At 71.7% G+C, this 15,008-nt stretch carries 14 protein-coding genes; 7 read left to right on the top strand and 7 right to left on the bottom strand.

Annotated elements, in window-relative coordinates; genetic code table 11:
• The first annotated feature begins 236 nt into the window (after window positions 1–236).
• From OHA25_RS49945 to OHA25_RS49955, 3 genes are all read left to right on the top strand, one after another.
• Window positions 237–506 carry a metal-sensitive transcriptional regulator gene (locus tag OHA25_RS49945; RefSeq protein WP_305915960.1) on the top strand — a complete coding sequence of 90 codons (270 nt, stop codon included), beginning with the start codon at window positions 237–239 and terminating at the stop codon, window positions 504–506.
• Between the two features lie 63 nt (window positions 507–569).
• The gene (locus tag OHA25_RS49950; protein WP_327583876.1) at window positions 570–1,874 is read left to right on the top strand and encodes an MBL fold metallo-hydrolase; all 1,305 of its coding nucleotides are present in this window, start codon (window positions 570–572) and stop codon (window positions 1,872–1,874) included.
• A gap of 35 nt (window positions 1,875–1,909) precedes the next feature.
• Entirely contained in the window at window positions 1,910–2,200 is a 291-nt protein-coding gene (locus OHA25_RS49955; protein ID WP_442941981.1) for a rhodanese-like domain-containing protein, read from the top strand.
• Between the two features lie 114 nt (window positions 2,201–2,314).
• On the opposite strand, the gene OHA25_RS49960 is transcribed toward OHA25_RS49955, so the two are convergent.
• A complete protein-coding gene (locus OHA25_RS49960; protein ID WP_327583877.1) occupies window positions 2,315–4,486 on the bottom strand; it encodes a glycoside hydrolase family 6 protein in 2,172 nt (723 codons plus the stop codon).
• A 201-nt stretch (window positions 4,487–4,687) separates the two neighbouring features.
• On the opposite strand from OHA25_RS49960, the gene OHA25_RS49965 reads away from it, so the two are divergent.
• The 3 genes from OHA25_RS49965 to OHA25_RS49975 all read left to right on the top strand — a co-directional run bounded on the left by OHA25_RS49965 (window position 4,688) and on the right by OHA25_RS49975 (window position 8,050).
• Window positions 4,688–6,205 (top strand): alpha-N-arabinofuranosidase, encoded by a 1,518-nt coding sequence (locus OHA25_RS49965; protein ID WP_327583878.1) that lies wholly within the window; start codon window positions 4,688–4,690, stop codon window positions 6,203–6,205.
• Between the two features lie 43 nt (window positions 6,206–6,248).
• Window positions 6,249–7,247 (top strand): LacI family DNA-binding transcriptional regulator, encoded by a 999-nt coding sequence (locus tag OHA25_RS49970; RefSeq protein ID WP_327583879.1) that lies wholly within the window; start codon window positions 6,249–6,251, stop codon window positions 7,245–7,247.
• 107 nt (window positions 7,248–7,354) lie between these two features.
• Window positions 7,355–8,050 carry an enoyl-CoA hydratase/isomerase family protein gene (locus OHA25_RS49975; RefSeq protein ID WP_327583880.1) on the top strand — a complete coding sequence of 232 codons (696 nt, stop codon included), beginning with the start codon at window positions 7,355–7,357 and terminating at the stop codon, window positions 8,048–8,050.
• Between the two features lie 2 nt (window positions 8,051–8,052).
• Here OHA25_RS49975 and OHA25_RS49980 read toward each other — a convergent pair whose 3' ends face one another.
• Genes OHA25_RS49980 through boxC form a run of 6 tightly spaced genes read right to left on the bottom strand, consistent with a single transcriptional unit; the run spans window position 8,053 to window position 13,941 of the window.
• Window positions 8,053–8,580, bottom strand: a complete 528-nt coding sequence (locus tag OHA25_RS49980) for a gamma carbonic anhydrase family protein (RefSeq protein WP_327583881.1) — start codon at window positions 8,578–8,580, stop codon at window positions 8,053–8,055.
• Window positions 8,581–8,583: 3 nt separating this feature from the next.
• On the bottom strand, window positions 8,584–9,420 hold the full coding sequence (locus OHA25_RS49985) for an amidohydrolase family protein (protein WP_327583882.1): 837 nt from the start codon (window positions 9,418–9,420) through the stop codon (window positions 8,584–8,586).
• Window positions 9,421–9,428: 8 nt separating this feature from the next.
• Entirely contained in the window at window positions 9,429–9,761 is a 333-nt protein-coding gene (fdxA, locus tag OHA25_RS49990; protein ID WP_327583883.1) for a ferredoxin, read from the bottom strand.
• Between the two features lie 15 nt (window positions 9,762–9,776).
• Complete coding sequence (locus tag OHA25_RS49995; RefSeq protein ID WP_327583884.1) at window positions 9,777–10,754, bottom strand: NAD(P)/FAD-dependent oxidoreductase; 978 nt, start codon at window positions 10,752–10,754, stop codon at window positions 9,777–9,779.
• Window positions 10,751–12,292 (bottom strand): benzoate-CoA ligase family protein, encoded by a 1,542-nt coding sequence (locus OHA25_RS50000; RefSeq protein WP_327583885.1) that lies wholly within the window; start codon window positions 12,290–12,292, stop codon window positions 10,751–10,753. The genes OHA25_RS49995 and OHA25_RS50000 overlap by 4 nt, the downstream gene beginning before the upstream one ends.
• Window positions 12,293–12,294: 2 nt before the next feature.
• Window positions 12,295–13,941, bottom strand: a complete 1,647-nt coding sequence (gene boxC, locus OHA25_RS50005; protein ID WP_327583886.1) for a 2,3-epoxybenzoyl-CoA dihydrolase — start codon at window positions 13,939–13,941, stop codon at window positions 12,295–12,297.
• Between the two features lie 160 nt (window positions 13,942–14,101).
• Here boxC and OHA25_RS50010 point away from each other — a divergent pair, with 160 nt between their 5' ends.
• Window positions 14,102–15,007, top strand: a complete 906-nt coding sequence (locus tag OHA25_RS50010; protein ID WP_327583887.1) for a PaaX family transcriptional regulator — start codon at window positions 14,102–14,104, stop codon at window positions 15,005–15,007.
• Window position 15,008 lies beyond the last annotated feature (1 nt).

The following is a 15,008-nucleotide window of genomic DNA, read 5'->3' on the forward strand; positions in this document are numbered from 1 at the left end:
GATCCGCCCGCCGGTCGAGGCGGAATCCGTGCTCTGCCCGCCTGCCGGCACCGAACATGCGGCCGCGGAAAGGGCACAAGCTGCCGCCAGGGCACGCAAAAAGCTGGGGTAACGCACTGAATGTCCCTAGTTCAGGGGGATTGGGGCGATCGCGAGATTAGCACATGAAAACCGTTTCCATAGTCGGGTCTCGCCCCATTGGTGAGCATGGATACCCCTCGGGGTATAGTCGAGACATGGAACTGACCGAGGGCATGGTGGGCGACGCGCTGACCCGGCTGAAGCGGGCGCATGGCCAGCTGGCCGGGGTGATCGCGATGATCGAGGCCGGCGAGGACTGCACAAAGGTGCTGACCCAGCTGGCGGCGGTCTCCAAGGCGCTGGACCGCGCCGGATTCAAGATCGTGGCCACAGGGCTGCGGCACTGCCAGGACGCGCAGGACCGCGGCGAGCAGCCGCCGATGAGCGTGGCCGAGCTGGAAAAGCTCTTCCTGGCCCTCGCCTAGTCCAGCGGCCGCGGGCTCCGCGGCCGCATTTTTGTACGATCTACATACCCCTGGGGGTATTTTATGGACGTCATACCTTTTCGCACCCCTGGCTTGGGCGACCAGACCTATCTGCTGACGCACGAGGGCAAGGGTGCCCTCGTCGATCCGCAGCGGGACATCGACCGATTCCTTGCGGCCGCGGCCGACGTCGAGCTGCGGTTCGTGCTGGAGACCCATCTGCACAACGACTACGTCTCCGGCGCCGCGCAGGCCGCACAGCGGACCGGCGCGGAGCTGGTGCTGCCGGCCGCCGCGGCGGCCGCGTACCGGCACACGCCCGCTTTCCATATGGAGGACATCGAGGGCGGCGGGCTCACCATCCGGCCGATCCACACGCCCGGCCACACCCCTGAGCACACCAGCTACCTGGTGCTCATCGACGGCGAGCCGGTCGTGGTGTTCTCCGGTGGCAGCTTGCTGGTGGCCTCGGCCGGCCGCCCCGACCTGCTCGGCCCCGAACGCGCCCCGACGCTGGCCCGGCTCCAGCACCTCTCGCTGCGCCGGCTGGCCGCGCTGCCGCCCGGCGTCGGCCTGTACCCCACGCATGGCGAGGGCTCGTTCTGCACGGCCACGGGCGCGGGCCGGCTCACCTCCAGCATCGGCGCGGAGCTGACGGACAACCCGTTGCTGGCCATCGACGATGCCGGCGAGTTCGCCGATCGGGTGCTCGCCGATCCCCTGCCCATCCCGGCCTACTACCGGCGCATGGGCCCGGCCAACACCCTCGGTGGGGCGCCCATGCCTCCGGTCGGGGTCCCCGAGCTCGACGCCGTGTCCGCCGGCTCGCACGTGGTGGACATCCGGCCCCGTCAGGTCCAGGCGCGCGGGATGCTGCCCGGCTCGCTCGGCATCGAGCTGGACGACGACTTCGGGGCGTGGGCGGGCTGGCTGCTGCCGTACGAGGAGCCCATCACCCTCGTCGCCGAGCCCGGCCAGGACGTCGCCGAGGCCGTCACCCAGCTGGCCAGGATCGGCATCGACACCGTCCGGGGCGTCGTCCGGGAGCTGGGTGAGGCCGCCACGCAGACGTACGAGCTGCTGGAGCTGAAGGCGTTCGCCGAGCGGCTCGCCCGGCCCGGGGCGCAGCTGCTGGACGTGCGGATGCCGAGCGAGTGGGCGGCGGCCCGGGTGGAGGGCGCGGTCGAACGCTTCCTGCCCGACCTGTTCACTCTCGGCGTTCCCGCGGAGCTCGACCCGGCGCGGCCGGTCCTGGTCGCCTGCGGCAGCGGCCGCCGCTCGGCCATCGCCGCCGGGCACCTGGCCCGCCTGGGATACCGCACGGCGGCCCTCACCGGCGCCGGCGTGCCCGACCTCGCCGCCGCCTGACCCCCGACATCCGCGAGCTCTGAGGAGAACCTTCCTTGTCCCGTTTCAACGCCGCCCGCATCGACGCCGTCTCCGCCCGCTCGCTGATCGCGGCCGACCCCGGCGTGCTGCTCGTCGATGTGCGCACCCCGGCGGAGTTCCGGTCAGCGCACCTCGACGGCGCCGTCAACCTGCCGCTCGAGCAGATCGACGCCGCGCACCTGCGGCGCATCGTCGCGAGCGCCGGCGGCCCCATGGTGCTCATCTGCCAGTCCGGCAACCGCGCGGAACGCGCCCGGCAGGCGCTCGCCGGAGCCGGGTCCACCGATGTCGCCAGGTCCGTCTGATCGCCGGCACGATCGTGCTCGTCTCGGTCGTGGCGAGCCCGTGGCTGCCCGCGGCGACGATCGCCGCCGGGGTCATCGGCGGCGGCCTGACGCTCGCCGCTCTGCGCCGGGCGGCTACCGTGCCGCGGGCGGCAGCGGCGGGACCGCGTTCTTCGCCCGTTCGAGGGCCTGGTCAGGCCACCACTGACCGGCGGCCGGGGTGACGATGCCGTACACCGGGTCGGCCGGTCCCGAGGTGCCCCTGGTGCACTGGCCGTTGGAGAACCCCGGGCTGTTGAGCCACAACAACGCGTCGGCCAGCGGGCTCCCCGTGTCGGCGGTCGGCCGCGCGCCCGCACCCCGGCCGGGTGGATTGCACCATTCGTCCGGCACGGGGAACCGCCCGGCCGGCGGCTCCCATTCCCCCGCCGCGTTGCGGCTGGTGTCGACGACGAAGTGGGGCAGGCCGGGCGCGGAGTCGGGCACGGCGGCCAGAGCCGCGTCGGCGCACGGCGCCGTCCTCGACGCGACTCTCAGGTAGACACATCTGGACAGCTTGGCGGCGTACGCGAGCGACAGCTCGGTCGTGCGGTAGCCGACCATGTTGACGTAGAAGCCGTCGGCGTGGACCACCCCCGCGTTGACCAGCCGGTCGGCGATCTGGGCGAAGGCGGGCCACCCCGCCAGCCCGCCGTCGAGGTACACGGCGGTGCGGGCCAGGCCGGTGAGGGTCTCCACGGCGTACGTGAGATCGGCGTACCGCTGGGCGGCGGCGCCCTGCCCACCCTGTGGGCACTCCGGGCTGCCGGGCATCCGTGCCAGGCCGCTGGGCTCCAGGGCGACGACCGCGGGCCGGCTCCCGATGCCCTCGGCCACCGCGTCGATCCACGCCCGGTAGCTCTCGGCGTTCGGGGCGCCGCCGTTCCAGCAATCACGTCCGGGGATGTGATCGGTGACGAACGCGGGGACGGTCCGCTGCCGGTCCGCCTCGGCGACGGCGTCACGGACTGTACGGGAGATGTCGGCGGGCGAGCCTCCGGCGAGCCACATGGCCGCGGGGACCTCCGACAGGGCCCGCATGAGGGCGGCGTCGGCCGTCCTGCCCTGCGTGGACCAGGTCTGTGCCTGCCGCGCCGCGTCGTTGTCCGGCTGCACGTGGAACCGCACGCCGTCAGCGTGGAGCGGGTTCTCACCGGGGAGTTTCCGCCAGCGTGTGCCGGCGTCCTGCGCGGACGGTTCATGAAGGGCCAGTTCGGCAGGCAGGAGGCTGCGGTTGGCGGCCGCCTGAGAGACGAGGACCGCGCCTGCCGTCACCAGGGCGAGCGCGGCCAACGCCGCACCGCCCCACGCCCAACGCCGGTACGGGGCCCGACGGCGTCTGCGCCCCTTTCCCGGCCTGGTGATCGCACGCGGCTCCGGGTCGGCCGGCCGGGCCTCGGGCTCCTGGCGGGCCCCCGGGATGGTCGGCGGGAGCCGGAGACCGGTGCCCCCGGCGAGCAGGTCCACGAGCTCCGCTGCCGACGGCCGCGCCGCCGGGTTCTTGCTCAGCGCCCGCGACACCAGTTCCCCCAGCACGCCGTCCAACGCGGGAAGCACGGGGTCGTCGTGAACGACGCGGTAGAGCACCTCGTGCCCCGCTCCCCTGCCGAACGGCGGCTGCCCACCGGCCGCGAAGACCACGACGCCGGCCCAGGCGAAGACGTCGGAGGCCGGCGAGAGCGGCAGCCCGCGCACCTGCTCCGGAGACATGTACGCCGGCGTGCCCATCCTGGTGAACGACAGGGTGGTGGAGTCGGCCGCGAAGGCGAGACCGAAGTCGATGACTTTAGGCCCCACGGGGGACAGCAGCACGTTCGACGGTTTGAGATCCCGGTGGACGACGCCGGCCGCGTGGATGGCCCACAGGGCGACCGCCGTGCTCATGGCGAGCCCTTCGAGCTCCGAGCCCGACATCGGGCCCCGCTCCTTGACCGCGCGGAACAGCGTCGGCCCGGGCACGTATTCGGTGACGACGTACGCGAGGTCGCCGTCCAGATCGGCCTCGAGCACGGGCGCCGTGGAGAAGCGGGCGACCCGCTGCGTGGTCGCGACCTCGCGGCGGAAGCGCCGGCGGAACTCCGGGTCGCCGGCGAGATGCCGGTGGATGATCTTGATTGCCACCAGTCGCCGCGAAGGGCTCTGCGCCAGGTAGACGACGCCCATCCCGCCCGCGCCGAGCCGGCGGATCACGCGATGGCCGCCGACCTGCAGGGGGTCACCGCCGGTTCGCCCACCCACCGCCTCGCCGCGCTTGGTGCCGTGTGCCATCGCCCGCCCATCCAGGACCCGAGGGTCCTCCTGAGACCAGAACGCAACAGGACTCTCTCCTCCAGACAGTCGACAGGAGGTACGGATCCGGCGGCCTCCGGGTTCAGCCCTTGACAGTTGTGGCTGTATCGATAAAGTTGCCTCGCTTTACCGATCCATGTATCGGTAAAGCAACCTCCACCACCCCTGAGGGATTCATCCATGAGCAATGTCGTCGTGCCTGCCATCATCAATGTCGACGTCGAGGGTCCGGTGATCAACCGGCATCTCTACGGTCATTTCGCCGAGCATCTGGGCCGCTGCATCTACGGCGGGTTCTATGTGGGCGAGGACAGCGACCTCCCGAACGCCGGCGGCATCCGCCTGGACGTCGTCGACGCGCTGCGTGCCCTGAACATCCCCAACCTGCGCTGGCCCGGCGGCTGCTTCGCCGACGAGTACCACTGGATGGACGGCATCGGGCCGAAGGACCAGCGCCCCGCGATGGTCAACACCCACTGGGGCAACGTCGAGGAGAACAACCACTTCGGGACCCATGAGTTCATGGCCCTGTGCGAGTTGCTCGGCGCCGAGCCGTACATCAGCGGCAACGTCGGCTCGGGCACGGTCAAGGAGATGAGCGACTGGGTCGAGTACCTCACCCGCGAGGGCGACTCGCCGATGGTGCGCCTGCGCAAGGCCAACGGCCGCGAGGAGCCCTGGCGGGTGCGCTTCTGGGGGCTCGGCAACGAGACCTGGGGCTGCGGCGGCCACATGACCGCCCAGCACTACGCCGACGAGGCCCGCCGCTACGGCACCTACTGCCGCGACCACGGCGACAACAAGCTCTACCGCATCGCCGCCGGCGCGAACACCGACGACTACGCCTGGACCGAGACGCTCATGAAGCAGCTGGGCGACCTGGGCTGCGCCTACCGGCCCCAGCCGTTCTACCAGGCGCTCTCCCTGCACTACTACACGATTCCGGGCACGTGGCAGGACAAGGGCGACGCCACCGTGTTCGACACCGACGACTACTACCGCACGATGGTCCAGGCGGCGCGCATCGACGAGCTCCTCACCGGCCACTCGAACGTCATGGACTGCTACGACCCGGGCAAGAAGGTGGGCCTGGTGCTGGACGAGTGGGGCACCTGGTGGAACGTCGAGCCGGGCACGAACCCGGGCTTCCTCTACCAGCAGAACACCCTCAGGGACGCGCTGGTGGCCGGCCTGCACTTCGACATCTTCCACCGCCACGCCGACCGGCTGGTGATGGCCAACATCGCCCAGACGGTGAACGTGCTCCAGGCCATGATCCTGACCGACCCCGACTCCGGCGCGCTCGTGCTCACGCCCACGTACCACGTGTTCGAGATGAACAAGGGCCACCAGGACGCGGCCTCGCTGCGGGTCGACCTCCCGGCGGGCCTGCCCGGCAGGGAAGCGCTGAAGACGGTCTCGATCTCGGCGAGCCGCAAGGACGGACGGATGCTCGTGTCGATGTCGAACCTGGACGCGGCCGAGGCCGTCGACGTCGAGCTAGACCTGCGTGGCGGCGCCGTGGCCGGCGCGCGCTCCCGGATCCTCACCGCGGAGAAGCTGCAGGCCCACAACACGCCCGAGACGCCGGCCGCCGTCGCCCCGAGGCCTCACGAGCAGGTCACGGCGACCGCTTCCGGGCTGCGGGTGCACCTGCCCGCCCACTCCTTCGTCACCGTGGAGGCCCGCCTCGGATGACGGTCACCAGGGCCGCCGAACGCACCGCGATAGGCTCACAGGCATGGTGACCATGAACGACGTCGCCCGGCTGGCGGGTGTGTCGAAGATGACGGTCTCCAACGTGGTCAACAACCGCGCCGGGGTCAGCGACCCGGTCCGCCGCCGGGTGCTGGAGGCCATCCGGCAGTCGGGCTACCGCGTCAACCTCTCCGCCCGGACGCTCAAGTCCGGGCGGACCGGCATCATCGGCCTGGCCGTGCCGGAGATCCACAGCCCCTACTTCGGCCACCTCGCCGCCCACGTGATCGACGAGGCCGCGCAGCGGGGGTTCCACGTCGCGATCGAGCAGACCGGGGCGGCCGCCGCCGGGGAGATCGACGCGATCGCCCATTCGCACACGCTGCACTTCGACGGCCTGATCCTCAGCGCGGTCGAGCTCGGGCGGGAGGATCCACGGCTGGCCGGCGCCGGCTACCCCATCGTCATGCTCGGCGAGCGGGACTTCGGCGGCCGTTTCGACCACGTCGCCATGCCCAACGAGGAAGGCACGAAAGCGGCGACCACGCACCTGATCGACCGGGGATGCCGCAGGATCGCGATCGTCACAGGCGACGCCCTGGAGGGGGTCAACGTGGTGACCCGCCGCTACCAAGGCTACCTCGCCGCCCTCGCCGAGCACGGGCTCGAGCCCGATCCCGGGCTGCTCTTCACCGTGGGCAGGATGACGATGGAGGCCGGCCGCGAGGCGGCGCACCGCCTGGCCGGCTCCGGCCGCGAGGTCGACGGCGTGATCGCGGTCACCGACACCGTCGCGCAGGGAGTGCTCCGCGGCCTGGCCGACCGCGGCCTCCGGGTCCCCGGCGACGTCCGCATCGTCGGCTTCGACGACATCCCCGAGGCGGAGTTCATGGTGCCCTCGCTGTCCACGGTGGCGCCGGATCACCGGTGGATGGCCGCGAAGGCCGTCGAGCTGCTGACCGGCCGCATGGGGGCGCCCGCACGCGAGGCCCGTGAGCACACCGCTCCCTTCGAGCTCATGGTCCGCGAATCCACCACCTGACCGTCGCTCTACGTTAGAGTGTCGTATCATCATGGATCTGTAGCACGTTCTGGATAGAGGAGCGTCCGCTGAGCGACACACTGAGGATCGAGGACGGTCAGGATCGGGTGCTGGTCCGGCTGGACCGCCCGCACGTGCGCAACGCGATCGACGCGGCGATGGTGGCCGATCTGCACGAGGTGTGCGCCGAGTTGGAGCGCCACCCCCGGATCCTGGTGATCACCGGGTCGGACGGCGTGTTCGCCGCCGGCGCCGACATCCGGGAGCTGCGCGAGCGCCGCCGCGAGGACGCGCTCGCCGGCATCAACAGCGGCCTGTTCGACCGCATCGCCCGGCTGCCGATGCCCACGATCGCGGCCATCGACGGGCCCGCCCTGGGCGGCGGCGCGGAGCTGGCCTACGCCTGCGACTTCCGCATCGCGACCCCGCGGGCCCGGTTCGGCAATCCCGAGGCGGGGCTCGGCATCATGGCCGCCGCGGGCGCGTGCTGGCGGCTGCGCGAGCTGGTCGGCGAGCCGCTCGCCAAGGAGATCCTGCTCGCGGGCAGAGTGGTGTCCGCCGAGGAGGCGCTGGCCGTCAGGCTGGTCAACGAGCTGGTCCCCGAGGAGGAGCTGGCGGCCGCGGCGGACCGGCTGGCCGCCCGCATCGCCAAGAACGCGCCGCTGGCGCTGCGCCTGACCAAGCTCGCCCTGGCCGCGCCTCCTGGCGCGCATCCGCGCTTCGACGACGTGGCGCAGGCCGTGTTGTTCGAGACCGAGGACAAGCACGCGCGCATGACGGCGTTCCTGGACAAGCGCCGCTGACGTCAGGGGTCGAGCCTGCGCAGTTCGTGCCGGTAGCGCTTGGCGTTGCCGCGGTATTCGTCCACGCCGAAGTCGATCCACTCGCTCTGCGCGGTGCCGTCCATGGGCCTGGGGCGGGCCGGCACGCCGAGCGCCAGGTGGCCGGCCGGGACCTCCAGCCCTTCCGGTACGAGCGCCTGCGCGCCGACCACCGACCCGGTGCGGACCAGGGCGCGGTTCAGCACGACTGCGCCCGAGCCGATGAGGCAGCGGTCCTCGACCGTGCATCCTTCGAGATGGGCGTTGTGCCCGACCACGCAGTCGCTGCCGATCACGGTGGGCCACTGCTCGGTGGTGTGCACGACGGTGCCGTCCTGGACGGAGGTCCGCTCGCCGATCTCGATGCGGCCGAAGTCGCCCCGCAGCACGGCGGCCGGCCACACCGACGACTCCGCGCCGATGGTGACGCTGCCGATGACGACGGCGTCGGGGTGGACGTACGCGTCCGGATGGATGCGGGGCACCTGGTCGCCGAGGGCGTAAACGGGCACCGGTCACACCCCCGCGTACACGCGCGTCGCGTTGCCCGCGAGCACGGCCGCGGCCACATCGGCCGGCAGCAGCCCGGCGACGGCACGCGCGTTGGCGGCGATGCCGGGCACGCCGGGCCAGTCGGTGCCGAAGATGCACTTGCGCGCCAGGCGGGTGAGGTCGTAGCGCGCGTAGTACTCCGGCAGCCGCTTGGGCGGCAGACCGGACAGCTCCAGCCACACGGTGTCGTTCGACAGCGCCAGGAAGGCCGCGGCGTCGTACCACCAGCCGCGCCCGCCGTGCGCGAGCACGACGTTGAGTCCGGGGAAGTCGCGCACGACCGGGATGAGGAAGCGCGGGTCGGCGTTCTCGTTCATCGAGCCGGGGAAGGAGCTCGTGCCGCAGTGCACGACGAGCGGGACGCCCCGCTCCTCGAGCACCTGGTAGGCCGGGTAGAGGGCCGCGTCGTCGCAGCGGAACCCGCCGTGCACCGGATGCAGCTTCAGCGCGGCGGCCCCGAGGTCGAGTTGCCGCCGCACCTCCTCGGCGATCGGGAAGTGCAGGTGCGGGTTGACGTTGGCGACCGGGCGGAACCTGGCCGGGTTGTGCTCGACGATCGGCAGCAGGTCCTCGAAGGACTGCAGGCCGGTCGCCTTGGGGCTGTATTCGCAGAACAACAACGCCACGTCCACGCCCTGAGCGGCGAAGATCTCATCCAGGCGGGCCGGGCGCGGCCTGCCGCCGGAGTCCCAGGCGTCCTCCATGAGGCCGTGCTCGCCGAAGTCGCGGGCCCACTCCAGCCAGGCCGGCTTGAGGGTGTCCAGCACGGGGATGTGCACGTGCGCGTCGATGAGTCGCATGCCATCGATCATGACCGGTCCGCCACCATGGGAGTGTCCACGCCGATGCGGCCCGTCTTGTTCGACCCTCCGGGCGTGCCGATGGGCGCCTCGCGTCCCGGCAGCACCTCGATGAAGAAGCGGCGGTTGTCCTCGACGAAGCCGGCGTGCTCGGGGTCGACCCGGCGGTCCTGGCTGATCGCCTCGACGGGGCACACGGGCTCGCACGCGCCGCAGTCGATGCACTCCTTGGGGTTGATGTAGAGCTTGCGATCCCCCTCGTAGATGCAGTCGACCGGGCACTCCTCGACGCACGACTTGTCCATGACGTCGATGCAGGGTGCGGCGATGACGTACGGCATGTGAGAACTCCTGAACTAGACCGGGGCGGGGTTGTCGGTCGAGTGCCCCGGGAAGAGCTGGGCGGCGGGGTCGATGTGCACCGCGGCGTTGTTGACGGCCGTCGCCACCTCGCCGAACCCGACCGCGATCAGCCGCACCTTGCCGTCGTAGTCGGCGATGTCGCCGGCGGCGAAGATGCCGGGCACGTTGGTGCGCATTGCCGAGTCGACGACCAGGTGGCGGTTGTCGTGCAGGTCGAGCCCCCACTCGCGCAGCGGCCCCAGGTTGGCGGTGAAGCCGAGGGCCGCGACGAGCCGCTCGCACGGGAGGGTCTCCCCCGTGCTCAGCTCGACGCGTTCCAGCCGGTCGCCGCCGTGGGCGGCGGCGACCTGGGCGTTGGTGACGATCTCCACGGGCGCGGCCCTGAGCCGCTCGACCGAGCCGTGGTGGGCGCGGAAGGTGGCACGGCGGTGCACGAGCGTGACGCTGCTCGCGATGGGGTGGAGCATGAGCGCCCAGTCCACCGCGCTGTCGCCGCCGCCGACGACGACCACGTCCTTGCCCGTGTAGCCCGCGGCGTCGGGCACGAAATACTCAAGGCCCCTGCCGAGGAACTCTTCGCCGGCCGGGAGCGGGCGGGGCGTGAAGGTGCCGATGCCGCCGGTCACGACGACCGCCCGGGCGGTGATCTCGGTCCCGCCGCCGGTCTTCACCACCAGCAGGCCGCCGGGCGCGTGTTCGAGCCGCTGGGCCTCCTCGCCGAGCACGTACGCGGGCCGGTACGGCGCCGCCTGCTCCACCAGATTGGCGATGAGGCGGCGGCCGGAGACGGCGGGGAACCCGGCGATGTCGTAGATCTCCTTCTCCGGGTACATGGCGCTGACCTGGCCGCCGACCTGGCTGAGTGAGTCGACGACCGCGGTGCGCAACCCGCGCACCCCGGCGTAGTAGGCGCCGAACAGGCCGACCGGGCCCGCCCCGACGATCAGCACATCGACGTCGAGCACGCTCATCCGCGTACCTCCCGGTGGACGAGGAGCTCGCGGACCTTGAACCGCTGGATCTTGCCGGTCGCCGTCTTGGGCAGCTGATCGAGGAAGACCACGTGCCGGGGGCGCTTGAACGAGGCCAGCCCGTCACGGCACCACTGGACGAGCTCCTCGGCGGTGACCCCTCCCCTGGTGACGACGCACGCCACCGGCTTGTCGAGCCCGTTCTCGTCCGCCACGCCCACCACGGCCGCCTCCGCGACCTGCGGGTGCTCGAGCAGGCGGCTCTCGACCTCGGTCGGCGAGACCCAGATGCCGCCCGCCTTGAGCAGGTCGTTGCTGCGGCCCAGGCAGGTGTAGTAGCCGTCCGGGGACCGCACGTACGTGTCGCCGGTGTTGAGCCACTCGCCCGCGAACACGGTGCGGCTGGCGTCGGTGCGCCGCCAGTAGCCCAGGGCGATGGACTCCCCGCGGACGTACAGCGCCCCCGGCACGCCGTCGGGCACCTGCGCGCCTTCGGCGTCGCGCAGCTCGATGTCGTAGCCGGGCACCGGCACGCCGGTCGTGCCGGGGCGCACCTCACCGGGCCGGTTCGACAGGAAGATGTGCAGCGCCTCGGTGGAGCCGATGCCGTCGATGACCTCGACGCCGAAGCGCCCGGTGAACCGCTCCTGCAGCGGCGCGGGCAGCGCCTCCCCCGCCGAGGCGGCCAGGCGTACCGACGTGAAGGTGTCCTCGGGCAGGTCGGCGGCCAGCAGCGCGGCGTAGAAGGTGGGGACGGCGAAGAACAACGTCGGCCGGTCCGCGGCCATGCGCGAGGCCGTCACGGCGGGGTTGGGGCGGCGCGGCTCCAGCACTGTCGAGGCCCCGGCCGAGAGCGGGAAGAACATCGAGTTGCCGATGCCGTAGGCGAAGAAGAGTTTGGCGATGGAGAAGCAGACGTCGCCGGGGCCGATGCCGAGCACCTGGTCGCCGTAGGTCCGGCAGACGTGGCGGATGTTGGCGTGGCGGTGCATGGCGCCCTTGGGCACGCCGGTGGTGCCGGAGGTGTAGAGCCACAGGGCCCAGGAGTCCTCCTGGGTGACGGCGGGCTCGCGCGAGTGGCCGTCGCCCCCCTTGAGCAGCTCGGCCCACGTCATGGACGTGTCGCCCGGCGGGGCGTCGCCGTCCCACACCAGGTGGCGCACTTCGGGCGCCAGGGTGAGGGCTTCCTGGACCTGGGGAGCGTAGTCGGCGCTCGCCACGACCACGGCGGCGCCGGAGTCGGCGATGATCGTGCCGAGCTCCTTGGCTCCCAGCATGGTGGAGACGGGCACGGCCACGAACCCGCCGCAGAAGGCGGCGAGGATCCCGGCGAACATCGGCACGTCGTCGTTGGTGACGAACACGACGCGGTCGTCGCGCCGCAGGCCGAGAGAGCGCAGCCCGGCGGTGACGGTCCCGACGACCTCCGACAGCTCGGCGTAGGTGAGGGTGGCGGCGCCGCGCACGGCCATCCGGCCGCCGTGGCCCTCCTGGACGTGGCGGTGGACGAGCCAGGTTCCCGCGTTGAACTCGGTCATGGTCAGACCCGCCCGAGGTCGTAGTCGCCCTTGCGGCCGGTGCCGTAGCGGCGCAGGGCGCCGTCGGGGCCGGAGGCGTTCGGCCGGATGAAGATCCAGTTCTGCCAGGCGGTGAGCCGTCCGAAGATCTTCGTCTCCAGCGTCTCGGGGCCGACGAAGCGGTGGTTGGCCTCCATGCCGGTCAGCGCGTCGGGCGAGAGCGAGGCGCGTTCCTCCAGGACGATCCGCAGCTCCTCTTCGAAGTCGATGTCGTCCAGGGCCAGCGTGACCAGTCCGAGCTCCACCGCGGCGGCCGCGTCCAGCGGCTCGCCGATCCTGGCGCGCACGGCCTGCAGGTCCTCCTCATGGCCCCAGAAGCGCGACTGCAGGCGGGACAGGCCGTTGCCCATGGGGTAGTCGCCGTCGTTGACCGGGGTGAGCACGATGGTGGCGGGGACGGCATCGTCGTCGCGGTCCTCGTAGACGCCCTCCAGCATGTACTGCCGGTCGGCGGCCAGGGCCAGCTCGGCCAGCAGTCCGGCGAAGGCCGTGCCCGGCTCGATGACGGCGATGAGGCTGCGGCTGGTGACGTCGAGGCGCTTGAGCGTGCGCTTGTAGTAGTGGCGCACCTCGTTGACGAACCAGTCGCCGGTCAGCTCGCGCAGCTGGGCGTCGTAGGCCAGCACCCGCTCGTGATCGCCTGCCGCCCGCAGGACCCAGATGCCCAGATCCAGCTCATTGGTCCGCAGGTGCAGAATAAGGTCGTCCAGCGCCCGCGTCACGGCGAGCGGCCAGTAGTCGGCGCCCTGGGCCGCGGGGTCGGCCGGCGGGGCGTCGTGGGGGCCGCTCACGGTGATCTCGACGAGGCGGGCGGCCCGGTCGATCCGCGCCGACAGATACGGGTAGGTGATCACGTCGCCCTCATCCTTGCGGTCGAGCGGCGTCAGCGCCACGCCCTTCGCCTCCGAAGGCCGCTGGGACGTCGCCGCGGCGGCCGCGGCGCGCCTGGCGACCTCCTCGTCCAGGGCGTTACGCGGGACGGAGGCGTCCACCAGGCCCCACTCCACGGCCGTGCCGCCGCGGAAACCCTCGGACTTGGTGGCGAAGAGGTCGGCGCGGTCCTTGCGCACGTGGCGCTTGTCCACGACGCGGGTCAGGCCGCCGGTGCCGGGCAGCACGCCGAGCAGCGGCACCTCGGGCAGGGACACGGCCGAGGACCCGTCGTCCACGAGGACGATCTGGTCGCAGGCGAGCGCGAGCTCGTAGCCGCCGCCGGCGGCGGTGCCGTTGAGCGCGGCGATCCAGGTCTGGCCGGAGTGCTCGGTCGCGTCCTCGATGCCGTTGCGGGTCTCATTGGTGAACTTACAGAAGTTGACCTTCCAGGCGTGCGTGGACTGTGCCAGCATCCTGATGTTGGCCCCGGCGCAGAACATGCGTTCCAGGCCGCCGGTCACCACGACCGCCTTGACCTCCGGGTGCTCGAAGCGCAGCCGCTGGACGAGGTCGTACAGTTCGATGTCGACGCCGAGATCGTAGGAGTTCATCTTGAGCTCGTAGCCGGGGACCAGGCCGCCGTGCTCGTCCACGCGCAGCGTGACGGTGGCCACCGCCCCGTCCACCTCGAGCTTCCAGTGACGGTAACGGTCCGGGGAGGTCGCGAAGCGAACCACCGGCGGAGCCGAATGCGTTGTTTCACTCAATGCGTGCTCCAGGAGGTGCAGGGGGGCTTGCGCCTCCAATGTTCGACGTTTCGCAGATGTATCGTCAAGTGTTTGTAGCATTTTGGGGGAACGGTACGTCACGACGCGCAGGCTTGCCTAACCTGGCAGAATGCGCCTCACCAGCGAGACTGACGACAGGAGGGCGGACGTGGCCCCGCGCGAAGCGCACACGGAGACCGGCCAGGCGGCCGAGCGCCGCCCGACCGGCGCCAGTGCGCGCTCGCTGCTGCTGACCGTCCTCGGCGAGTTCGTGCTGCCGCGCAGCGGCGAGGTCTGGACGGGCACCCTGGTCACCGCGCTCGGCGCCCTCGGTGTCGAGGAGAAGTCCGCGCGTCAGGCTCTGTCCCGCACCGCGGCCGAAGGCCTGCTCACGTCGGTGCGGCACGGCCGCAAGGTGCGCTGGAACCTGACCGAGGCCGGCGACCGGCTGCTGCGCGAGGGCACCGAACGCATCTACGGCTTCATGCGCGGGCCGCACGGGTGGGACGGCCGCTGGCTGGTCCTCACGGCCGGGGTGCCGGAGGCCCAGCGCCAGCTGCGCCACCGCCTGCGCACCAAGCTCACCTGGCTCGGGCTCGGCTCGCCCTCCCCCACGCTCTGGATCGTCCCCGACGCGTCCAAGGAGGCCGCGGTCCGGGAGGTCATCCGCGAGCTCGACCTCGCCGACCGCGCCTACGCCTGGACCGGTCCGTCGGCGGGCATCGGCGACACCGCCACGCTCATCAACGCCGCGTGGGACCTCGACGACGTGGAGAAGCGCTACCTCGGCTTCATCGAACGCTTCGAGGGCCTCCCCGTCGAGTCCGACCGCGACGCGTTCGTCAACCAGGTGCTGCTCATCCAGGAGTGGCGGCGCTTCCCGTTCCTCGATCCCGACCTGCCCGCCGAGCTGCTCGAGCACGACTGGCCCGGCCCGCGGGCGGCGGCCGTCTTCCACGACCTGCACAACCGGTGGCACCGGCGGGCCCAGGCCGAGTGGGACCGCATGGACGAAGGCGCCGCCGCCCGCTCCTAGA

This window comes from Nonomuraea sp. NBC_00507 (assembly GCF_036013525.1).
Classification (GTDB): Bacteria; Actinomycetota; Actinomycetes; order Streptosporangiales; family Streptosporangiaceae; genus Nonomuraea.